Origin of the sequence: Patiriisocius hiemis, from assembly GCF_031846325.1 — a bacterium.
Taxonomy (GTDB): Bacteria; Bacteroidota; Bacteroidia; order Flavobacteriales; family Flavobacteriaceae; genus Patiriisocius_A; species Patiriisocius_A hiemis.
Genome location: NZ_JAVRHZ010000001.1, coordinates 1 through 22,090 on the forward strand (window position 1 = coordinate 1; position 22,090 = coordinate 22,090).

Sequence of the window (22,090 nt, forward strand, 5' to 3'; positions counted from 1 at the left end):
AGATCTGTCTGACGATAATAGTGAATTAGAAGACGACCCAACAGTTACAACATTATGTCAAAACTCTAGTCTTGCTTTAATTAAAACTGGAACTGTAAATGACGAAAACGGAGATGGTTGTAGTGATGTAAAAGAAACTATTACATATAACTTCACGGTTATTAATAATGGTAACACTACAATTACTAATATAGATATTGATGACATTCTAGTAAATGTACAAGGAGGACCAATAACATTAGCTCCTGGAACAACAGACGCTACAACGTTTACTGCAACTTATTTAATAACTCAAGCAGATATTAATACTGGTTCAGTAACCAATCAAGCAGAAGTAACAGGTTTAGATCCTAATGGCGGTATTGTTTCAGATTTATCTGATGATAATAGTGATGTGGAAGATGATCCTACCGTAACTGCACTATGTAACAATGCAATCATTGCTTTAATCAAAACAGGAACACCAACTGATGAAAATGGAAATGGTTGTGTAGACTTAGGAGAGACTATTGTTTATGACTTTGTTGTTACAAACCTTGGAAATGTTACACTAACTAATGTAATTGTTACAGATCCACTTGTAACAGTAGTGGGAGGTCCTGTAGATTTAGCTGCTGGAGATTCTGATACTGAAACATTTAGTGCAATCTACACAGTAACTCAAGATGATGTTAACGCTGGTAGTGTTACAAATCAAGCAACTGCTGAAGGTTTAGACCCACTAGGAAATATAGTGAGTGACCTATCTGATAACAACAGTAACTTTGAGGATGACTCAACAATAACTGTACTTTGTCAAATGCCAATGATTTCATTAGAGAAATCAGGTATATTCAATGATGAAAATGGAGATGGTAGTACACAAGTAGGTGAAACTATTTCATACTTCTTTACTGTAACTAATACAGGTACAGTAACAGTATTTAATATTACACTTGATGACCCATTACCAGGAATTGAGATTGAAGGTGGACCTATTGCAGTATTAGAGCCAGGTGAAGTTGATAGCACAACGTTTACGGCAACATATACAGTAACTGAAGCTGACATTGCTAACCAAGAGGTAGTAAATCAAGCAACAGCAACTGGTGAAGATAGTAACGGAAATGAAGTGAGTGATACTTCTGATGATCCAATTAATACAACAAACGCTGATCCAGATGGTGATGGTGATCCAGATGATCCAACAATAACTATTTTACCAGATGTATTAGGTCAACAGTTTGAAATCTATAATGGAGTAACACCAAATGGTGATGGAGCACACGATTACTTCCAGATTTTAGGAATAGAAGACTTCCCTGTGAATAACGTTAAGATTTATAACAGATGGGGTGTACTAGTCTTTGAAACTGATGGCTATGGTGGTGCAACAGGTGCAGAGAATGTATTTACTGGAAGATCTAATGGACGCTCTACGATTAGAGAAGAAAAAGAGTTGCCAACAGGAACATACTTCTATATATTAACTTTCCCTTCTGACCCAAGTCAGAATCCAGAGAAAGACAATTATACAGGATACTTATATTTAAATAGATAATAGAAAATTATAGATAAATCCCAAGAGGCTTGTCCTCTTGGGTTAAAATATACAACTATGAAGAACAGTTATTTTGCAATCATAATTTTGATGTTACTTGGAGGAGTTTTTACAAGTAATGCGCAACAGGATCCACAATATACTCAGTATATGTACAATACACAGGTGGTAAACCCTGCTTATGCTGGCTCACGTGACGCACTAAGCTTTGGAGCTTTATATCGTACACAATGGGTTGGTTTTGAAGGAGCCCCTAAAACAGGTACATTTACAGTAAATTCGCCAATAGGTGCATTAGAAAATATGGGTCTTGGTTTATCTATTGTTAGAGATGAGATTGGACCTGCAATAGAATCTAATGTAAACATAGATTACTCGTATACAATTAACACTTCAGATACTGGACAATTATCATTTGGTTTAAAAGCAGGTTTAGATTTACTAGATGTAGATTTTAACAAGTTAAACTTAAATCCAAATACTCCAGATCCTGGTTTTGAAAATAATGTAGATAATAGATTACAACCGCAGATTGGGGCTGGGGTGTACTATAACACAGAAAAGTTTTATTTAGGACTTTCTGTACCTAACTTCTTAACAACAAAGCACTTTGACGAGTCAACACTTGCAGATGGTAATTTTGACGGAGAAGTTAGTCCTGCAGAAAGGTTACACTACTTTTTAATTGCAGGTTATGTTTTTGATATTAGTGATAACTTAAAATTTAAGCCTGCAACTTTAGTAAAAGCTGTAAGTGGATCACCATTGCAATGGGATGTTTCTGCAAACTTCTTAATTAATGAAAAATTTACATTAGGAGCAGCCTATAGATGGAGTGCTGCAATGAGTGCACTAGTTGGTTTTCAAGCATCTGAAGGAATATTTATTGGTTTTGGATACGATTACCAAACTACAGATATAGAACAATATAGTGATGGATCTTATGAAATTATGCTTCGCTTTGATATCTTTAAGAAACCAGAGCGTGTATTAACACCAAGATTCTTCTAAAAACAATAACAAAATTAATTATTGGGGCAATGAATAAACAACTAAAAAATACATTTATCTTAACACTAGTGCTCCTATGTACTAGTGTTTCTTTTTCTCAAAAAAACCAAATTGAGAAAGCAAATAAAGAATTTGATAAGTACTCATATATAGATGCCAGAGAAACCTACCTTAAAGTGGTAGAGAATGGGTATGAGTCTGCAGAGATTTTAAAAAAATTAGGAGATACATACTATTGGAATAGTGATTATGATAACGCTGCAAAGTGGTATCAACAAGCTATAGCAAAGTTCCCTACAGAAATCGAATCTGAATATTATTACAGAGCAGCTCAATCACTTAAAAGTGTGAAGAAGTATGATGAGTCTGATAGACTTATGGAACTTTATTCTGCGATTGCTGGAGATAGTTTAGTTATTAAAAACTTTAAAAATGACCCTAATTATTTAGAAAGTATTGCATTTGAATCTAAAGGGTATATTGTTGAGAAAGTGTCTGTTAATACAGAATTTTCAGATTTTGGACCTTCCTATTTTGGTGATAAACTTGTTTTTGCCTCAGCAAGTAGAGCCACAGAAGGGCAAAAAGTCTATAGTTGGACAGACCAACCATTTTTAGATCTGTATACAGCAGATATGGATGCTGAAGGGAAACTATCAAATGTTGAACCTATAGGTGGTGAGGTAAATACTCCTTATCACGAGTCTTCTGCAGCATTTACAAAAGATGGGTCTACAGTTTACTTTACTAGAAACAATTATACAGACGGGAAAAAAGGAAAAGATAAAACAAAAACAGTTCGATTAAAGCTATATAAAGCTACTATTAGCGGTGAAAACTATTGGACAAATATTGTTGAGCTACCATTTAACAGTAAAAAACATTCTGTAGCTCACCCAGCATTAAGTAATGACGAAAAAAGATTATATTTTTCTTCAGACATGGAGGGAACTTTAGGGATGTCAGATTTATGGTATGTAGATATTACTGGAGAAAATAGTTACAGCGAACCAGTAAACTTAGGACCATCTATTAATACAGAAACTAGAGAATCCTTCCCTTTTATTAGTGAAGAAAATAATTTATACTATTCTACAGACGGAAGAGCTGGTTTAGGTGGTTTTGATATCTATGTAACCCCACTTGATGCAAATGGACTACCAGGAAAAATTACAAATCTTGGAGAACCAGCAAATAGTAACCAAGACGATTTTGGATTTATAATAAAAGAAGAAAAGAGAATAGGTTATTTATCCTCAAATAGAGATGGACAAAATGGAAGTATTGGAGATGATATATACAGAGTTCAAGAAAAATGTGAAATCACCATTGTTGGAGTTGTAACAGACGTTGACTCTGGAGCATTGCTGCCAGGTGCAGAAGTTTCTCTGCTTGATGCCAATAATAACGAGGTTGTTGAAAAAGTAATAGTTGGCGATGATGCTAGCTATAGCTTTACCGCAGCTTGTGAGTCACAATATTTAGTAAGAGGAACAAAAGAAGGTTATAGGCCTGAGGAAAAAGTAGTAGAAACTCCAGATGTAACAGGAACTATTGAAGTGCCTTTAGCACTTAAATGGCTTGACCCTTGTCCTCCTAATGATTTAGGTTGTAGATTAAACTTACAACCAATATACTTTGATTTTGACAGGTATAACATTAGACCTGATGCTGCAATAGAATTAGAGAAAATAGCTGCTGCAATGCGTCTATACCCAGAGTTAATTATCAAGATTGAATCTCATACAGATTCTAGAGGAAATGACGCCTATAACGAAGCACTTTCAGACAAACGCGCTAAGTCTACACTAGATTACCTAGTAAATAATAGAGGTATTGATAGAAGTAGATTTACTGAAGCTACAGGATATGGTGAATATCAATTAGTAAATCAATGCTCTAATGGAGTTGAGTGTACTGAAGAAGAGCACCAATTAAACAGAAGGTCCATGTTCTTAATAATGAACTAAGTTATCTACCATAAATACTTTTTTTAAAAGCACCCGATATGGGTGCTTTTTGTTTTTAATACCCTAGCTATTTCGTATTTTTGAGAAAAAGGAAATTGGATGAATAAAGAACTTGTAATTCTTGTTAATGAACAAGATGAACAAATTGGTCTCATGGAAAAAATAGAGGCGCATGAAAAAGCCTTATTGCATAGAGCTTTTTCAGTTTTTATATTTAATAATAAAAACGAATTAATGCTTCAACAGCGTGCCTTGCATAAATACCATTCGCCAGGGCTTTGGACTAATACATGTTGTAGTCATCAACGTGAAGGAGAAACAAATTTACAAGCAGGAAAAAGACGCTTACAAGAAGAGATGGGCTTTAAAACAGACCTTAAAGAAACAACATCTTTTATTTATAAAGCTCCTTTTGATAATGGTCTTACAGAACATGAATATGATCATATACTTGTAGGTGCTTATGAAGATGAGCCAGTAATAAATACAGATGAAGTTGCAGATTGGAAATGGATGCCATTAGAAGATGTGAAAAAGGATATTAAAAACCAACCTGAACTATATACAGAGTGGTTTAAAATAATTTTTGACAAGTTTTACAAACACTTAAAGACATGAGTTTAACAATTTATAGAAAAGCTCATTTTAACGCAGCACACAGACTGTTTCGTGAAGATTGGTCTAACGAGAAGAATCTTGAAGTTTTTGGAAAATGTAGCAATCCAAACTATCATGGACATAACTATGAGCTTGAAGTGGGTTTAACCGGAAGTATAGATAAAGAAACAGGGTATTTAATAGATTTAAAAATATTAAAAGATATTATTAAATCTGAAGTTGAAGATTCTTTCGATCATAAAAATTTGAATGTTGAAGTACCAGAATTTAAAAACTTAAACCCAACTGTAGAGAATATAGCAATTGTAATCTGGAATAAGCTACGTGCAAAACTAGATACTAAATACGCAATAACTATAAAGTTATATGAAACTCCTCGCAATTTTGTAGTTTATACCGGCTAATTATGAGTTTAACTATAGGAGATACAGTACCAGAATTTAAATTGAATGATCAATTTGGTAATACATTTAATAGTAAAGAATTCTCTGGGAAGCAACCCCTTGTAATTTACTTTTATCCTAAAAACTTTACACCCGGATGTACCAAAGAAGCTTGTAGCTTTAGGGATAAATATGAAGACTTTGAAAAGTTTAATGCAAAAGTAGTTGGTATAAGTAAAGACTCTGAAGCTTCACATAAAAAATTTGCAAATAAATATAAATTGCCATTTACTTTACTTGCAGATCCAAAGGGAGACGTGAAAAAGTTATTTGGTGTTAAAAATAATTTTCTTGGATTATTGCCAGGAAGAGTTACCTATGTTTTTGACGAAAACGGAAAACTAAGATATACTTTTGATTCTGTTAATGCTACACCACATATTGAAAAATCACTTAAATATCTTCAAAAATTAGTATGAGTTTTTCAGCATTATACCCTCTTAAATTTAAACCTATCCTTAAAGAAAAAGTTTGGGGTGGTTCAAAATTAAAAACACTTTACAACAAAGAGGGTGGTGAAACCTTAGGAGAAAGTTGGGAACTTTCTGGTGTAACAGGAAATATTTCAGAGGTAAATAACGGAAAATTAAAAGGAAAAAAATTAAATGAATTAATAGAACACTACACCGCAGATTTGCTTGGTAACAAAGTGTATAAAGCTTACGGCACTAATTTTCCTTTATTATTCAAGTTTATTGATGCAAAACAAGACCTTTCAGTTCAATTACATCCTAATGATACCTTAGCGAAAGAGCGCCACAATTCTTTTGGAAAAACTGAAATGTGGTATATCATGAACGCTGAAGAAAATTCTCGCCTTATTTTAGGATTCAATAGAGAGATGGATCAATCAACTTATGAAGAGTATCTTCAGAATAATAATATTATGGAAATATTACATTCAGAGAATGTAAAAAAAGGAGATAGTTTTTTTATAGCTCCTGGAACTGTTCATGCTATTGGTGCGGGAGTTGTTTTAGCTGAGATTCAACAAACAAGCGATATTACTTATAGAATTTATGACTGGGATAGACCAGGCACAGATGGGAATATGCGAGAATTACATACGCAAGAGGCAATAGCCGCTATAGATTACAATCAACCCGATGCAAAGTTAGCCTACCAACATATAACTAACGAAGCTGTTTTATTGAAAAAATCTGCTTATTTTGAAACAAACAGACTATCTCTCACAAAACAATTTAAGAGAGATTTGAGTATAATAGACTCTTTCGTAGTTTATATGTGCGTTGCTGGGAACGGAACTATTGAAGTTGATGATTTTTCAGAAACAATTTCTACTGGAGAAACAGTACTTATACCTGCAAACTTTAAAGAGCTAACAATAAAAACTCAAAATGCTACAGTATTAGAAGTTTATATTCCATAATTTTGCAACAAATTATAAACTAATATTGTTATGGCAAGTGTAAGAGAATTAAAAAAAGATATTAATTACGTTTTAGGAGATATTATTGAAGCTGTTTATATCTGGGAGCTTACAAACCCTAAGAAAGATGATAAAAAAGCAGAGGCTATTATTGATGATGCAATTAATGTTTTTGATGAGCTAATTACCAAAGTAAACACTAAAGATGTTGAAAATAAAAAGGAACACTTTAAAGCGGTTAATGCAGAACTCGAAACAAAAGGAAGAGCACTTATTGATAGAATAAATAAACTTTCTTAGTCTTCTAAGCTTTTACGATTTTTAATCAAGGACTCTAAATCTTTACCGTATTTAGAGTCTTTTATTTTTGGAGCTAAGCTGTTGTATATGGTGTCTAAGTATTTAATATTAATGTCTGGGGTTTCGTTAATAAGTAAGTAAGGAGATAGCTCAATATCTGGATTGTTTCTTGCAAAATTTATAGTTGCTAAATAAGAGCTTCTTTGTAATGCATTTTGTTGTTTTCGTAATGCATTTGCAGCGGAGTCTTTTCCATCTTTTCTTGCTATAAATTCATTTTCAATAAGCTCAAGGTTCCTATCTCTATAGCGTTGCATCAATTTGTTGTACTCTTTACTCTTATCTTGATTTAATGATCCCGTAATTTCTGCATCAATTGCAAAAGATTTTAAAGAAGTAGTAATATTAATTTCTGAAGGTTCAGCAAAAAATGGAATGCGCTCGTCTAATAAAGACCCATCTTTAAGTCGTAAATACAAGTAATACACTTCTGGACTAGTTATTTCATCTTTAAAAGTGAAAGTTGGATCACCGTTTATAGTAACACTATCTATTGAAAGTAATAGTGTGTCTTCAATTTTTTGTAGTAAAACAGTACCTTTTTTGAGTCCTTCTATATTACCAGTAAGTATCATTGTGTTTTCTGAAGAACTCTCACAACTACTTAAAATAATAGCAAATACTAATAATGAGACTAGGTATTTCATGTGTTTTATTTAGGCTGGCAAATATGATAAATTTTAAACTGTGAACAAAGTTTTTATCCTGCCGAAACTACTTGCATCATAAATGTACAAAGCACAGCACCCAAAGTACCAATTGCATACCCAAAAACAGCTAACAATACACCTACTGTTGCTAGTGATGGATGAAACGCAGACGCTACAATAGGAGCAGAAGCGGCCCCACCTACATTAGCTTGACTACCTACTGCCATAAAGAAGTAAGGGGCTCTTATTAATTTTGCAATTAATATAAGTAGTCCAGCATGGATACTCATCCATAAGAATCCAATAGCCAGTAAACCAGGGTTGTCAAAAATTTGTGTGATATCTATTTTCATTCCAATACTTGCGACTAAAATGTAAATAAAAATACTTCCAATCTTACTTGCTCCAGCACCTTCAAAGTTTTTAGCTTTTGTATATGATAATAAAATACCAATGATTGTAGTTATGGATACCATCCAGAAAAAGCTAGAAGACAAAAAGGTAAGCGAGTTTTTTGCAAGTCCTTTTTCCATTCCTCCAATTACTCCATCAAAAGCTGCACTAATATAACCAGCACCAAAATGTGCTAAACTTACTGTTCCAAAAGTTATCCCAGCTAATACCATATAATCTGTAAGAGTTGGATTTCGCTCCATTTTTTTGGAATAGGTAGAAACTTTTTCTTTTAAGGCCTCAATAGCAGAGGTGTCAGACTTCAGCCATTTGTCAATTTTTGTAGCTTTTCCAATTCCAATTAATAATATAGCCATCCATACATTGGCTACTACAATATCTACAAACACCATTTTCCCATATGATTGAGGATTATACTCATAAATTTCTAACATAGCAGCTTGATTTGCGCCTCCTCCAATCCAACTTCCTGAAAGTGTAGAAAGTCCTCTCCAAACAGCATCTGCACCTTCACCACCTACTGTTTCTGGAGAAATTAAACCAATTAACAAAACAGCAATGGGCCCCCCTAGAATAATTCCTACAGTTCCTGTAAAAAACATAATTAATGCTTTAGGCCCTAAATTAAAGACAGCCTTTAAGTCCATACTTAGGGTCATTAGTACTAATGCTGCGGGTAGTAAGTACCTACTTGCCATATAATAGAGACTTGTACTACCTTCGGTAACAGAGCCATCTTCGTTAATAGTTGTCCATTCTGGCGCTATAAGACCAATAGAAGTTAAAATAGCAGGTAAAAAATACGCTAAAAATAAAGCAGGAATTATTTTATAAAACTTATGCCAAAACCCATCTTTTTTAGACGAAGTATAAAATATAATAGCGAGTACCGCCATTAATACACCAAAAACAATGGTATCATTAGTTAAAAAAGGGGTGGTGTCTTTAAGTACTTGAGTAGTATCCTGCATAATAAACTATTTATTGCAAAATACAATTATTTAGTAAAAATTAAACAACTTAAGAAGCTGTTTAATTTTTAATAAAACTACTTATTGTTTCAATTAACTCAGGCATTACAGGTAAGTTTGGGTCTCCATACGATTTTTGATTTTCAAGATCATTTCCCTCAATTTTTTTGAATAGATGATTCATATTTTCAATAATCTTATATAAAGCATCTGGTTTTGCTTCTTTAAGTAAAGCTGCTTCTGTCTCTTTGGTTTGAAGGTCTTTAGTACCATTAATAATTAACACAGGGATATCTAACTTTTTAATTTCTTCAGCAGGGTTAAATTGCATCCATTGAAGCATAAATGGTTGTATTTGAGGCCCAAGAATAGACGCTAGCGCTGGATCGTAATTTGTAGTACTACCACGTTCTCTTAGCTCCTTAAAAGCAGTTGCTGCGCTTTTATCTAGTCCAGGTTGTTGTATTGCTATTTGTGTTATAATTACATCATCTATTGGTTGTCCTGTGCCTGCTAATGAGGTAAAGCTACTAGCTGAACCTTTTGCTATTAACATACCTATTAAAGAACCTTGGCTATGACCTACAACATGTATTTCTGAAAACTGTTCACTTCTTTTAAAGTAATTTATCACTTCTTCAGCATCAGTAATAAAATCATTAAACTGAATATTAGCCATATTTGGATCTCTATTTTTGAGCATTTTTACAGACCGTTTGTCATATCTAAAAACAGCTAGACCATTATTTACTAGCCCTTCAGCTAAAAATTTTAAAGAGTTATTTCTAGACATACTTGAATTTCCATTTCTGTCTGTGGGTCCTGAGCCTGCAATAATAATTACTAGTTTAGGGTTTTCTGTAGAAGGTAATAAGAGAGTACCGTCAATGTATTTTGAAACGCTTAATTCTTTTTCGGTATATTTTTTTTCTTGAGCTAACGCATTAGAAAAAACAAAAAGTACAAGTAATGGGAATAGGAACTTTTTCATTAGTATGGTTTAAAACTATTTTTGAAACGTTAAAGTAGTATTTTAAATTGTTGTAAGATACTATAACCAAATTTAATGCCAGTAAAACCTATGGAATAGTATCTTTGTAGTAAACTCTTAAAACAATGAAAAAGACCTATTTATTATTCTTTGCTTTTATATTAATTTCTAGTACTTCTTTAGCTATTGATGATTGGGGTAAAACTGGGCACAGAGTGACGGGAGAAATTGCTGAAAAGTATTTGTCAAAAAATGCCAAAAAAGCTATTGAATCTTTATTGAATGGAGAATCACTTGCTTTTGTTTCTACTTATGGAGATGAAATTAAAAGTGATGATGCTTATAGAAAATATGGACCCTGGCATTATGTAAACTTCCCGTTTGATAGTGCCTACGAAACACACCCTAAAAGTGATAGAGGCGATATCATAGTAGCAATTAATACCTGTATCAAAGTATTGAAAAGTAAAACTGAAAGTAATGAGAATAAAGCGTTTCATTTACGCCTATTAGTACACTTTATAGGTGATCTGCATCAACCATTACATATTGGTTTAGCTGAAGATAAAGGTGGAAATGATTTTCAAGTACGCTGGTTTAATGAGGGGACAAATTTACATACCGTTTGGGATACTAAGATGATAGAACATTACAATATGTCTTATAAAGAATTGGCTAGTAATACAAGAAAACTTTCAAAACAGGAGCTCTCTACTATTAAGTCTGGTTCTGTTTTAGATTGGATGAATGAAAGTAGAGCTATTTGTAAAGATGTTTATGAAAATACTGAAGTAGGAGAGAAGTTAGGCTATCGTTATATGCATGATTATTTTACAACAGTACGGTCACAGTTACAAAAAGGAGGCATCCGTCTTGCAACTATACTTAATGAAATTTTCGAGTAGATTACCTCTTTGAAATCTTATTGTGAGTAATATGCTTTTGTCTGGTAGATTTGAATGTTTTTGTGTTGCTATCGCGTAATTTACTGTGTTTTGTCTTTCTACCTTGTACTCTTTCACGCCACATTTTAAAACTTGAGGGCTTCATTTCTCTTCGCATGATTTCAATAGTCTCTTGCTCGCTTATTCCAAATTGAAAGGTAATAGCATCAAAAGGGGTACGGTCTTCCCAAGCCATTTCAATAATGCGGTCTAACTCTCTATCAGTAAATTTTTTAGTTTCATCTTTCATACTACAAAATTACAGATTTACTATTTTATTATTCTAAAAGTTAGGTTAATCCTTGGGTTTACTACTTTTCTGGTTTTGGGGATTTGATGCTTCCAGTAATGCTGTGTTGTCCCACTCATGATTAATAGACTGCCATGTGTAAGGGCAATTTTTTCTTTTAAGGCTTTATCTTTTTTGTGCTGTAATTTAAACTGTCTTGTTGCTCCAAAACTTACAGAAGCAATAATTGGATTTTTACCTAGTTCTTTTTCATCATCACTATGCCAACCATTGCTATCATTTCCATCGCGGTAAAGATTTAGTAATACGGTTGTAAAATTCACATCGATTACGGTTTCTATTTTGCTTTTAATTTTTATAAGCTCTTGAGTAAAAGGTTTAGGATGCATTGTAATGCCAGAATAGGAGTAGGGCTTTTTGTTTAATGCATATAAAGCAGTTAATCTTGGTTGCTTATAGGTCTTTCCAAAAACTGTTATAGTATCTTCTTGCCAATCTGTTTCATTTGAAAAATGTGAGTAGAAAGAATTGGCTTCTTTTTCTGAAAAAAAAGAATCATAATAATTTATAGCTGCATCTTTAAGTTGATAATTTTTTATTGAAGTTTCTATTTCTGAAGAAAATAAATCCATCTCTACACATATTGATACGCCCAATACATCAACCCAAACTGAAGCGGAATCCTAATAACCAAAACCCATTTAGGCAGTTTTAATGCTGCTTTTTCATTTTGAAGCATATAAATATGCACAGGAATAAACAGCAGTAACATTATTATGATACTCCATGCTGCTATAGCTTGAGTTTCTGGATTTAAAAGCATAAAACCAGCAATCATTTCTGCTATTCCAGAAAGAAGCACAATAGTATCATGTGCTGGGATATACGGCGGTAGGATACGCTTATATATTTTTGGAGTTCTAAAATGATTTGCGCCAGCTAACACAAATAATAAACCTAATAAATATTGATGCCATGGTAACATAGAACAAAGGTAACGTAATAAAACAAAAACCCCAGCATTAATAAATAACTGGGGTTAATAGAGATAGTGGTTAGTTAGCCCTCTTTGCTTATTCTATAATCAACTGTTTTGTTGTTATACCTTGTTTTCCTTTAATCACAATCAAGTAGGTTGCACTTTGCAGTAGCGATACATCGATGTTTCTTTCAGTACCCATATCCATAAGTTTGATAGTGTTTACTAATCGTCCCATAAGATCATAGATAGCTACTTCCTGTAATTCTAAATTATTAGGATTACTTAAAGTTACCATATCACTTGCAGGGTTAGGATATAAACTTAAACTAGTAAAGTTAGTATCCTCCACACCCAAGATAGGGTTAACAGTAAGCTCAAAGATATAATCTGTTTCATTGCCTAAATCATCCATAGCCGTTAAAGTAATATCGTACACTCCAACTCCTAATGGAGTACCCGGAGCTGGATCTTGTGCAATAACAATAGGTAATAAAGGATCACTACAGTTGTCTGATGCTGCTACACCTACTGTAAAGTCTTCTAAGGTATAAATACCATTAGGCTCTGGATCTCTAGAAGTATCTTCTGGAAGTGTTCCTTGGTCAAATACAGGACCAAGACTATCCTCAATAGTAAGTGTTGTTTCACAAGACGCTATATTACCATTTGCATCCACAGCAAATACAGTAACAGTTATCGTACTACCAACATCACTACAGTCTAAAGTACCCGCATTGGTAGCTAAACTATCAATAGTACAGTTGTCTAAAGGATTGGTTTGGTCTAATAGTATTAACGGATCTACCGTAGCCGTTCCATCAGGTCCTATAGTAATAGTCGCTGGCTGACATACTAAAGTAGGTGCAATAGTGTCTTCTACAGTTACTGTAGCAGTACATGTACTACTATTTCCATTGACATCAGTTACAGTAAGTACCACATCGTTAGCACCCACATTAGAACAGTCAAAAGTGTCAATATCTACAGTAAGTGTATCAATACCACAAGCATCACTACTTCCACCATCTACATCACTAGGCACAATACTAACCATCCCATTAGCATCAAGTTGAACGGTGATGTTTTGACAAATAGCTAGAGGAGCAGTTGTATCTTCTACCGTTACAACGGCAGTACAGGTGTTTACATTTCCATTGACATCAGTTACAGTAAGCACCACATTATTAGGTCCTACATTAGAACAATCAAAAGTATCAATGTCAATCGATAAGGTATCTATTGCACAGTTGTCTGTACTTCCACCATCTACATCACTAGCCATAATACTAGCAGCACCAAACTCATCTAAAGCAACTGTGATGTCTTGACATACCGCAGCAGGTAGTTCATCATCAGTAACAGTTACATTAAAGGTACACACCGTACTATTTCCACCAGCATCAGTAGCTGTAAAGGCAACAACCGTAGTTCCTACAGGGAAGCTAGTTCCACTTAGAGGGCCATCGGTTTGCGTAACAGTAACATTACAGTTATCAAGAGCTACCGCAGGTCCAAAGCTTACAGTTGCATCACACATTCCTGCATCTGCACTTACAGTAATATCTGCAGGACATGAAATTGTAGGAGGAGTATCATCAACTACCGTTACAATAGCTCCACAAACATTAGCATTTCCATTAGCATCGGTTACAGTTAGAGTTACATTGTTAGTTCCTATATCATCACAAGTAAAAGTATCTGGAAATACAAACAGGCTAGGAGCAGGGTCACAATTGTCTGTACTACCTCCATCAATTTCAGAAGGGTTTAAGACATACATTCCGTTTTCATCTAAAGAAACAGTAATGTCCATACATACAGGAGTAGGGGGTGTAGTGTCTACAACCTCAATAACTTGGTCACAACTAGAAGCGTTTCCGTTGGCATCTGTAGCCGTCCATGTTCTTGTAATAGTTGAATTACTTCCAACACCTGCTACTACAACATCAGTAAAGGTGATTACAGGAGCAGTATCACAATTGTCTGTTGCAGTTGCCATTCCTGTATTAGCTGGGCTAGGGTCATCGTCACATTCAATAGTAAGATCTGCTGGGCAGATAATTACTGGTGGAGTTGAATCTATAATGGTTACGGTTGCTAAACATGTAGATGTATTGCCATTTTCATCAGTTGTTGTTAGTGTAACAATGTTGGTTCCTATATCATCACAATTAAAATTATTTTGACTAATGTTAAAGGTTATATCACCACAATTATCGAAGGATTCATTATCTATATTTTCAGGAATAATACTAGCATTACCATTTTCATCTAATTGAACTGTAATATCTTGACATATAGATACTGGTGGTGTAGTGTCTACTACTTCTATGGTTTGAACACAAGAAGTTTGGTTTCCGCCAATATCAGTTGCAGTCCATGTTCTTAAAATTGTTTCGTTGCTTCCTATTCCTGGAACTACTACATCATTAAAAGATACTGTTGCACTACAATTATCGGTCGTGGTGGCAACACCTGTCGCTATTGGGCTGTTATCTTCATCACACTCAACCGTTACATCTGCTGGACAAATAATTTGCGGTGCTATACTGTCTTCTACAGTTACTATAGCTGTACAAGTTGCACTATTGCCATTTACATCATTAACAGTTAAGGTAACTGTGTTTTCTCCAAGATTTGAACAAGTGAAATTTTGAATATCAATACTTGTTGAATCTACAGCACAATTATCATAGCTACCGTCATTTATAGCTTCGGCTGTAATGGCTATTTGTCCCGTTGAATCTAATTGAACGGTAATATCTTTACAAACTGGTGTTGGGGGTAATACATCCTGTACGGTAACTAATGAAGTACATTCCGAAGTATTTCCATTATTATCTACTAGTACAAGAACTACATCTTGAAAACCAATATCATCACAATCAAACTGAGTTGGAAATATTTCCATTGATGCAATTCCGCAGGCATCAGTTGAACCACTATCAATATCACTAGCTGTAAAATTAACTACCCCGTTTTCATCTAGACTAAGAATCAAGTCACTTACGCAATTTGCTTGAGGAGCTATAGGATCTTCAACCGTTACTGTGGCAGTACATTGATTACTATTTCCGTTATTGTCTATTACTGTTAATATAACTGTATTAACTCCAACATCATCACAAGTAAAATTTTCTTTATCGATACTGTATGTTGCTATTCCACAATTATCAAAACTAGTATTATCAATATCTGAAGGATTTATTGTTGCTTCCCCATTGATGTCTAGTTGAACAATGATGTCAATACAATTAGTAGTTGGAAGGATTGGGTCTTCAATTGTTAGTTGGGCTGTACATTGATTTGAATTTCCATAAACATCTGTTACCACTAATGAAACCGTATTTGTCCCTACATTACTACAATCAAAAGTAAAAGATGCACTTGGAGCCATCCCAAAAGCAGCAATTTCATAACTAGCAATACTGCAGTTATCTGTACTTCCATTATCAAGATCAATACCGTTAACAGTAACCATACCATTACTATCCAATGCAACTGTACTATTTTTACAGGTAACTGAAGGAAGTTCTGTATCCTCAACCGTAATATCTTGAGAACAACTTACTGTATTTCCATTATCAGCGACATAAGTCCAATTTATCGTTGTGGTCCCAACTGGATAGGTATCTGAAGCATCTGTGGAGTTGTTATAGTCGTTTATAGCTTCAGCAGCTCCTGAAAATGGAGTACATAGGTAAAAATAATTACCACAATTTGGATCATTTAAGTTTATCTTTGTTCCTACATTTCTTCTTACCTTAAAAGTTAAATCGGTTCCATACGTATCTATCCACGAATTCCAAACGCTTGGAGTAATTGTAATTGGATATGTAGTGTCTACACACTCTGGTCTAATTCTAGTTTTATTAAGCAATAGATTTCCATCGGGTCCTTCAAACATAAAACGTTCACCTGTTTCATAAAAAGGACCGTTCACAACCACTTGAATTTCAATGCTCTGTGCAATATACTCAACCATTGGTAATGTTAAAAAAGTATTGTCAAGGCTTACATTAAGACCACTACCAATGGTATTAAATGTGACAGGAGAAGTACATCCATATACAACACTATCACAAAAAAGATCTATAGAAGGAGGAACTATGTTAACAAATGATTCACAGCTATTTGGTGAGGCCGACACCAAAATATCAGCACTACAAGTCATTGTTGGGTCATTTATATCTGTCACAGTTACTATTTGACTACAAGTAAAAATTGTATCATAGGTAGTAATTGTCCAAGTTACTTCTGTATCACCTATAGGAAATAATAATGGAGCATCGTTTGTTGCAGTATATGTTGTACAAGAAAATACATTAGGAGTAGGAAGTATTACGTTCGAGGCAGTACAAAGCCCGATATCACTAGTTACAGTAACATCTTGTGCGCACTCTACGGTGGAAGGAGTACATACCACTTTAAGTGTAATATTATTTGTGTTTTGCTGAGTCTCCCAAGCAATACTAGGGGGTAACGTTGGTAAGTTAATAAAACCAGGTGTAAGCCCCTGATGTTCAACAATTACAAACTGGTCTCCTGCAGCAGGTACAAATCCATTTAAAAGTGTAACATTAATTCTTGGGCGCTCAGAGCTAGGGAGTGAGCTATTAAATCTTACCTTATCATGGGTGTTAGTATTTAGTAATTCAATCTCTATAGAAGATCGAAACTCAAATTCTGAGCTCCCAGAAATGCCGTAGGAACCAATTGGATTATTGTTGTTTCTAGGTGCTATTATGTTTTGATTTTTAATTATTCCAAAGTGATTAAAACTATTTCCTCTTATAAAACCTTGATTGTATATAGTTGCGTTAACAGTACCATAGTTATCTATTATTCCATTATTATTATTATAAAGTGTACTAGTGCCATTAATACTAGATCCTGATTGATTAACTATTGTTCCTTCGTTATCTGGAGAATAACTATTGAAATTTATTGTAGAATTGCCTCTATTGTCTATAAAATTTTTATTAGTAACATAAGACGAGAAACCACTTGTATTATCAAAATTTAGCACTCCTGAAAAGTTTCTGAAGGATCCTTCATTTGTGAAAAAGTAAGAAATCTTATTGGTAAAAGTTCCTTTGTTATCTACTACACCTCCAGCTTGGTTGATGAAAGATTTTTGGTTAGAGATAGTATTAGGTGTATTGTTTAAAATTCTGTTGTAGTTTCTGAAAGTTCCTGCATTTACCAAATTTCCAAAATTTTGTACGTTTCCATAGTTGTTTAAACCTGATGTATTTGCTATAACAGCATAATTTCTATTGGTAAAATACCCATTTTGATTAATCGTAAAACCGTTTACTTGATTAAAATACAAAGTACCGTAGTTTACCATAAACCCATCACACCAACCTGAAAGTTGTGTTCTTTTCCAAAAAGTTATAAAAGAACCGTAGTTAGTAAACCTACCAAGTCTATGAACTTGGAGTGAACCTTGGGGATACAAGGCTGATGTTGTTGAAAATTTGGCTCTTTCCTCTACAACTAACTCTCCGTAAGCTTCTACAACGGTAACGCCTGGAGAGGTTAAATAATTTGGGTCTGGATCAGAAGGCGCAGCTGACTTAATTGTTAATGTAGCTCCAGATTTTAAAATAATGGTTCCTCTGTTAAATATATTATTACCATTATCAATTGTAATATCTTGTCCCTCAAAAATCACAGTATCACCAGCATTAACAGTTTCACCTGGATAAGATGGAAACCATCTTGCTTGGACACCCCACTCTCCATTACCACTATAGGTATAGGTGGTTTGCCCGTTGAATTCTATACTAACAAATAAACTTAGTAAGACTAGAAGTAATGCTTTTTTCATAAGAATATTATCTTAAGCTTAAATGTATTCTAATACAATTAATCTTGAAATACGTAGTACAGTACAAATTTTACGTAGGGGTACGTATAGTCTATAATGAGAGGATAAGCTCTTTGTTTTCGGTAGTCCAGACAGTAAGTGAGTCTGTATTAGGCGGTAGGTCTAATTTTGCAATAATATTGGCTCTATGTTTTTCTACAGTACGATGAGAAATGGAAAGTAATTCTCCAATCTCCTTAGACGTTTTTTCTTGTGCTATTAATCGTACGATTGTTCTTTCAGAAGGGGATAAAAATTTAATTTTTTTAAGTTCGGGAGATACTTTTGTAGAAAAAATATGATTAAATGTTTTACTGAAGTACGTTTCTCCTTTTTCAACAGCTTTAATACATTTATTAATTTCAGAAAAGGGTTCATCTTTTAATAAATACCCAGAAATATTTAATTTTTTTGCCTTCATCACAAAGGCTTTCTCTTTGTGAGATGTAAGAATGATAAATTTAGTTTTAGTATTAACTTCGGTAGCTTTTTTTATAACCTCGAAGCCAGATAGTATAGGCATTTCAATATCTAAAATCGCAATATCAGGCTTTTCTGTTATAATTTCCTCAAGGGCCGTAGCTCCATTTAATGCACCCTTTAGTGTTTTGTATCCATATTGCTCTAGTTCTTGAATAAGTCCTTTTAATAGCATTGGGTGGTCGTCTGCAACAAGAATAGTTTGGGACATCATTTTGTAGGTAGTATAGCTGTTATATTTGTTCCCTTTGTGGGTTTACTATTAATTTGTAATGTTCCACCTAAGATACGTATTCTTTCAGAAAGTGTTTTTAAACCTAAACTATTTTGACTGGTCTTGTTTGTAACATCAAAACCTGCACCATTATCTTTAATTGAAATCGCTATATGCTTGTTTTTATTTTTAATTATAACTTCAACAGATGTAGCTTTCGAGTGTTTAACTATATTATTTAAGCATTCTTGAATAAACCTGTATAGGTTTACTGTTTCTTTTTCGGTAAATATTTGATCTATATCTTCAATCTCAGTAGAAAATAAAATAGTAGTTTCTTCATCTATATCATACACTAATTGCTCTATACTAGTTGTAAGTCCTAGCTGTTTAAGAACTGCGGGGTATAAATCTCTGGAGATACTCCTTACTTCTTCTAATGCATTATTTGTAAGTAATGCAAGTTCCTCTTGGTCATAATTTTGTGCTTTCTTTTTTATTAACGTTAATTGCTGCCCAACACTATCATGTAAGTCTTTTGCTATTCTGGTTCTTTCTTTTTCTTGGGACTCTAATAAATTTTCAGAAAATGTCTCTTGTAATTGTTGTTTTAGCTTTGCTTGTTTAAGTAAATATGTAAGCATTGATATAATTAAGACTAAAATTAAGAGATAAAACCACCATGTTTTATAGAAAAAATTTTTAGAAATTATTGTTAGGTTGATGGACTCACCAATTTTTTTCCCTGAAAAGTTTAAAGCATCAATTTCTAATGTATACTTGCCTGGCGCAAAGTTTGGAAATCTTATCACTTGGGAAGAACCATTATTAATCCAATCTTCGTTATTAAGCTTATATCTATAGTTATGTTGCCTGTCTTCTGTATTGTTGGTTAAAGTAAACTCCAGCTCTAATTCTTTAAATTCTGCTGGCAGCACTATAGTTTTGTTTAACTTTTCTCTGTTATATATAGATACTACTTTATTCAGTTTTTTACTAAAACTTCTTGTCTTAAGTAGTACTAATTTTGATACATTTTTTTTAGGTTCTAATTCTTCAGGTCTAAAATAGTTTAGCCCACTAATTGTTCCTACTAAAAAACCATCTCCGGTATCTAAGGCACTATATCTATTGGTTTCGTTATGAGAAAGACCATCTTTTGTAGAATACCGTGTTTCTTCTTTGCTTTTAATATTATATGAAACAATGCCATTAAAAGTATTAATCCACCAAGTGTCACTTTTAAAAAGAATAGTGGCTATCCCAGCATTTAGTTTATCGCTATAAATTAAAGTAAAGTCATTGGTTTTTTTATTGTATTGAAATATTTTTCCACTTCTTGAACCAATTAAATAACCATACTCTGGATGGTGTTCTATTGCTAACATGTACGAATCATCAAATATGTTTTTCCCAAAAAACTGACTTTCTTGAGTATCAAAATTGTACGTTAAAACTCCTTTATCTGTAGCACCAACAAGAAAGTTGTTTTTTAACTCTATATCATGGATATATAAAGAATCTGTAGTGAGTATTTTAGTATGCTTCTTTGTTGTTTTGTTAAACCTCATAAGTGCATATCCACGGGTTCCATAAATTAATTCATTGTTGTTTAATTCAGCTAAGCAAGAAGGTGGGAAATGTCTATGTAAACTATTTTTATTCTCCTCTGTATCTATTTCTAATATATTGCTTCCAGCATTACTCCATAGTTTATTGTTTTCAAAAAAGATTGATCTGGAAGAGTTAGGTATTTCTTCAACACCATTAACATATATTTTATAGGGGAGTATTTCTTTTTTTTCTAAGTTTAGTGTGTACCACCCCTTATTTTCGGTAGCAACTAGGTAATTATCATCAAATTTTGAGATAGCTCGTATAGCAATTTCAGGCAAGAATGTTTCAATTTTAGTTGAAGATAATCCTATATGATGTAGTTCGTTTTTAGAGTTTCCAATAAAGATATCTCTAGAATTATTTTTTGTAATTAGTTCTAACGGGCTATTAATTTCAAAAATTTCTTCTGAAAAAATGGTTTCAATATTAGTTGTGTTTTTAAATTCAAAAAGACTTACATTTTTACCTTTTACAGTTGCAATAATTGGTTTGTCTGGCTTATTTTGAATTATCTTTAGATTATTACTTTCAAAAGAAGGGGTAAGTGTCCTTACAGGATCTAACGTTCTATTTTTTTTGTTTACAAAGTGTAATTTAGAATTGTTTCTAAATAAGAAAAAAGAAGTGTCATTTTTAGTAAAGACTTCATCTATAATTATTTTTTCTAAGAGTTTAGTTTTTTTGTTTTCAAGCCTAAAGGGAAGTTCATTAAGTATTTCTCCTTCCCAGCTTACAAATGTTACTGGAAAGTTATCATCACTTATTATAAAATATTCTTCAAAAGGTAAAAACTGGGTTGATTCTTCTATGAGATATTTTGAAGTGTTTTTCGTAAATGACACTAAAGGGTTTAGCTCTAAACCATCTGTAATTTTGTTAATGGTAATTAGCTTTTTTTCTTGTGTAAGTAAATAGTAAGCTTTATTGTAAAAAAAGATGTTTGAAAAATAAATATCCTTTGCTTCAAGTTCTCTAAATAATGGCTTAAATACTAAAGTGAAAGGGTTAAATAAAAAGATTTGGTCTCCTGCATGCACAAAGAAAAGACCGTCCTTTCTTTTTATTATTTGGAAGATAGAATTAAGCTCTTTTTTTGAGTTTTTTGGTATGGGTATAGAGTGAAACTTTTTTCCATTAAAACGTTGAATTACAGGTTCTTTTTTAGCTGAAATAATCTCCCTTAAATCATTGTCAATGCCACCAAGCCATAAAAACCCATCATCATCATACTCCATAGCCTTTATTCTGTCTATTTCTAAACCATCATTTTTGGTAAATATTTTATGAGTAAATGTAGATTGCGACTGGGCAATAAGTTTACATAGTAGAAAAATTATAAGAAAAGATTTTCTCAACTTTTTTTCTTGAAA

General features: G+C 33.3%; 18 protein-coding genes. 9 read left to right on the forward strand and 9 right to left on the reverse strand.

Annotation, left to right across the window (positions count from 1 at the left end; genetic code table 11):
- From RM538_RS00005 to RM538_RS00040, 8 genes are all read left to right on the forward strand, one after another.
- Positions 1-1,540 (forward strand): DUF7507 domain-containing protein (locus tag RM538_RS00005; protein ID WP_311331333.1); only part of this gene is annotated, 1,540 nt, incomplete at its 5' end.
- A gap of 57 nt (positions 1,541-1,597) precedes the next feature.
- Positions 1,598-2,551 (forward strand): PorP/SprF family type IX secretion system membrane protein, encoded by a 954-nt coding sequence (locus RM538_RS00010; RefSeq protein WP_311331334.1) that lies wholly within the window; start codon positions 1,598-1,600, stop codon positions 2,549-2,551.
- A 29-nt stretch (positions 2,552-2,580) separates the two neighbouring features.
- Positions 2,581-4,521: an OmpA family protein gene (locus RM538_RS00015; RefSeq protein WP_311331335.1), complete on the forward strand. Its 1,941-nt coding sequence runs from the start codon at positions 2,581-2,583 to the stop codon at positions 4,519-4,521.
- 99 nt (positions 4,522-4,620) lie between these two features.
- Positions 4,621-5,139 carry an isopentenyl-diphosphate Delta-isomerase gene (idi, locus tag RM538_RS00020; protein ID WP_311331336.1) on the forward strand — a complete coding sequence of 173 codons (519 nt, stop codon included), beginning with the start codon at positions 4,621-4,623 and terminating at the stop codon, positions 5,137-5,139.
- Positions 5,136-5,543 (forward strand): 6-pyruvoyl trahydropterin synthase family protein, encoded by a 408-nt coding sequence (locus RM538_RS00025; protein ID WP_311331337.1) that lies wholly within the window; start codon positions 5,136-5,138, stop codon positions 5,541-5,543. Before idi ends, RM538_RS00025 begins: the two co-directional genes overlap by 4 nt.
- Positions 5,544-5,545: 2 nt before the next feature.
- Complete coding sequence (locus RM538_RS00030) at positions 5,546-6,001, forward strand: peroxiredoxin (protein ID WP_311331338.1); 456 nt, start codon at positions 5,546-5,548, stop codon at positions 5,999-6,001.
- Positions 5,998-6,972 carry a type I phosphomannose isomerase catalytic subunit gene (locus RM538_RS00035; RefSeq protein ID WP_311331339.1) on the forward strand — a complete coding sequence of 325 codons (975 nt, stop codon included), beginning with the start codon at positions 5,998-6,000 and terminating at the stop codon, positions 6,970-6,972. Before RM538_RS00030 ends, RM538_RS00035 begins: the two co-directional genes overlap by 4 nt.
- A gap of 30 nt (positions 6,973-7,002) precedes the next feature.
- Positions 7,003-7,272: a hypothetical protein gene (locus tag RM538_RS00040; RefSeq protein WP_311331340.1), complete on the forward strand. Its 270-nt coding sequence runs from the start codon at positions 7,003-7,005 to the stop codon at positions 7,270-7,272.
- On the opposite strand, the gene RM538_RS00045 is transcribed toward RM538_RS00040, so the two are convergent.
- The 3 genes from RM538_RS00045 to RM538_RS00055 form a co-directional block, all read right to left on the reverse strand.
- On the reverse strand, positions 7,269-7,979 hold the full coding sequence (locus RM538_RS00045; RefSeq protein ID WP_311331341.1) for a DUF4369 domain-containing protein: 711 nt from the start codon (positions 7,977-7,979) through the stop codon (positions 7,269-7,271). The genes RM538_RS00040 and RM538_RS00045 overlap by 4 nt on opposite strands.
- Before the next feature lie 53 nt (positions 7,980-8,032).
- Positions 8,033-9,367, reverse strand: a complete 1,335-nt coding sequence (locus RM538_RS00050; RefSeq protein ID WP_311331342.1) for a DUF819 family protein — start codon at positions 9,365-9,367, stop codon at positions 8,033-8,035.
- 61 nt (positions 9,368-9,428) lie between these two features.
- The gene (locus RM538_RS00055) at positions 9,429-10,358 is read right to left on the reverse strand and encodes an alpha/beta hydrolase (RefSeq protein WP_311331343.1); all 930 of its coding nucleotides are present in this window, start codon (positions 10,356-10,358) and stop codon (positions 9,429-9,431) included.
- Positions 10,359-10,483: 125 nt separating this feature from the next.
- Here RM538_RS00055 and RM538_RS00060 point away from each other — a divergent pair, with 125 nt between their 5' ends.
- A complete protein-coding gene (locus tag RM538_RS00060; protein WP_311331344.1) occupies positions 10,484-11,263 on the forward strand; it encodes a S1/P1 nuclease in 780 nt (259 codons plus the stop codon).
- Position 11,264: 1 nt separating this feature from the next.
- On the opposite strand, the gene RM538_RS00065 is transcribed toward RM538_RS00060, so the two are convergent.
- The 6 genes from RM538_RS00065 to RM538_RS00090 form a co-directional block, all read right to left on the reverse strand.
- Positions 11,265-11,552 (reverse strand): TIGR03643 family protein, encoded by a 288-nt coding sequence (locus tag RM538_RS00065; RefSeq protein WP_311331345.1) that lies wholly within the window; start codon positions 11,550-11,552, stop codon positions 11,265-11,267.
- Between the two features lie 20 nt (positions 11,553-11,572).
- Positions 11,573-12,184, reverse strand: a complete 612-nt coding sequence (locus tag RM538_RS00070; RefSeq protein WP_311331346.1) for an alpha-ketoglutarate-dependent dioxygenase AlkB family protein — start codon at positions 12,182-12,184, stop codon at positions 11,573-11,575.
- A 2-nt stretch (positions 12,185-12,186) separates the two neighbouring features.
- Entirely contained in the window at positions 12,187-12,537 is a 351-nt protein-coding gene (locus RM538_RS00075; RefSeq protein WP_311331347.1) for a DoxX family protein, read from the reverse strand.
- An 88-nt stretch (positions 12,538-12,625) separates the two neighbouring features.
- Positions 12,626-18,370: a T9SS type A sorting domain-containing protein gene (locus RM538_RS00080; protein ID WP_311331348.1), complete on the reverse strand. Its 5,745-nt coding sequence runs from the start codon at positions 18,368-18,370 to the stop codon at positions 12,626-12,628.
- A 91-nt stretch (positions 18,371-18,461) separates the two neighbouring features.
- Entirely contained in the window at positions 18,462-19,100 is a 639-nt protein-coding gene (locus RM538_RS00085; RefSeq protein ID WP_311331349.1) for a response regulator, read from the reverse strand.
- Entirely contained in the window at positions 19,100-22,075 is a 2,976-nt protein-coding gene (locus RM538_RS00090) for a sensor histidine kinase (RefSeq protein WP_311331350.1), read from the reverse strand. The genes RM538_RS00085 and RM538_RS00090 overlap by 1 nt, the downstream gene beginning before the upstream one ends.
- Between the last annotated feature and the right edge of the window lie 15 nt (positions 22,076-22,090).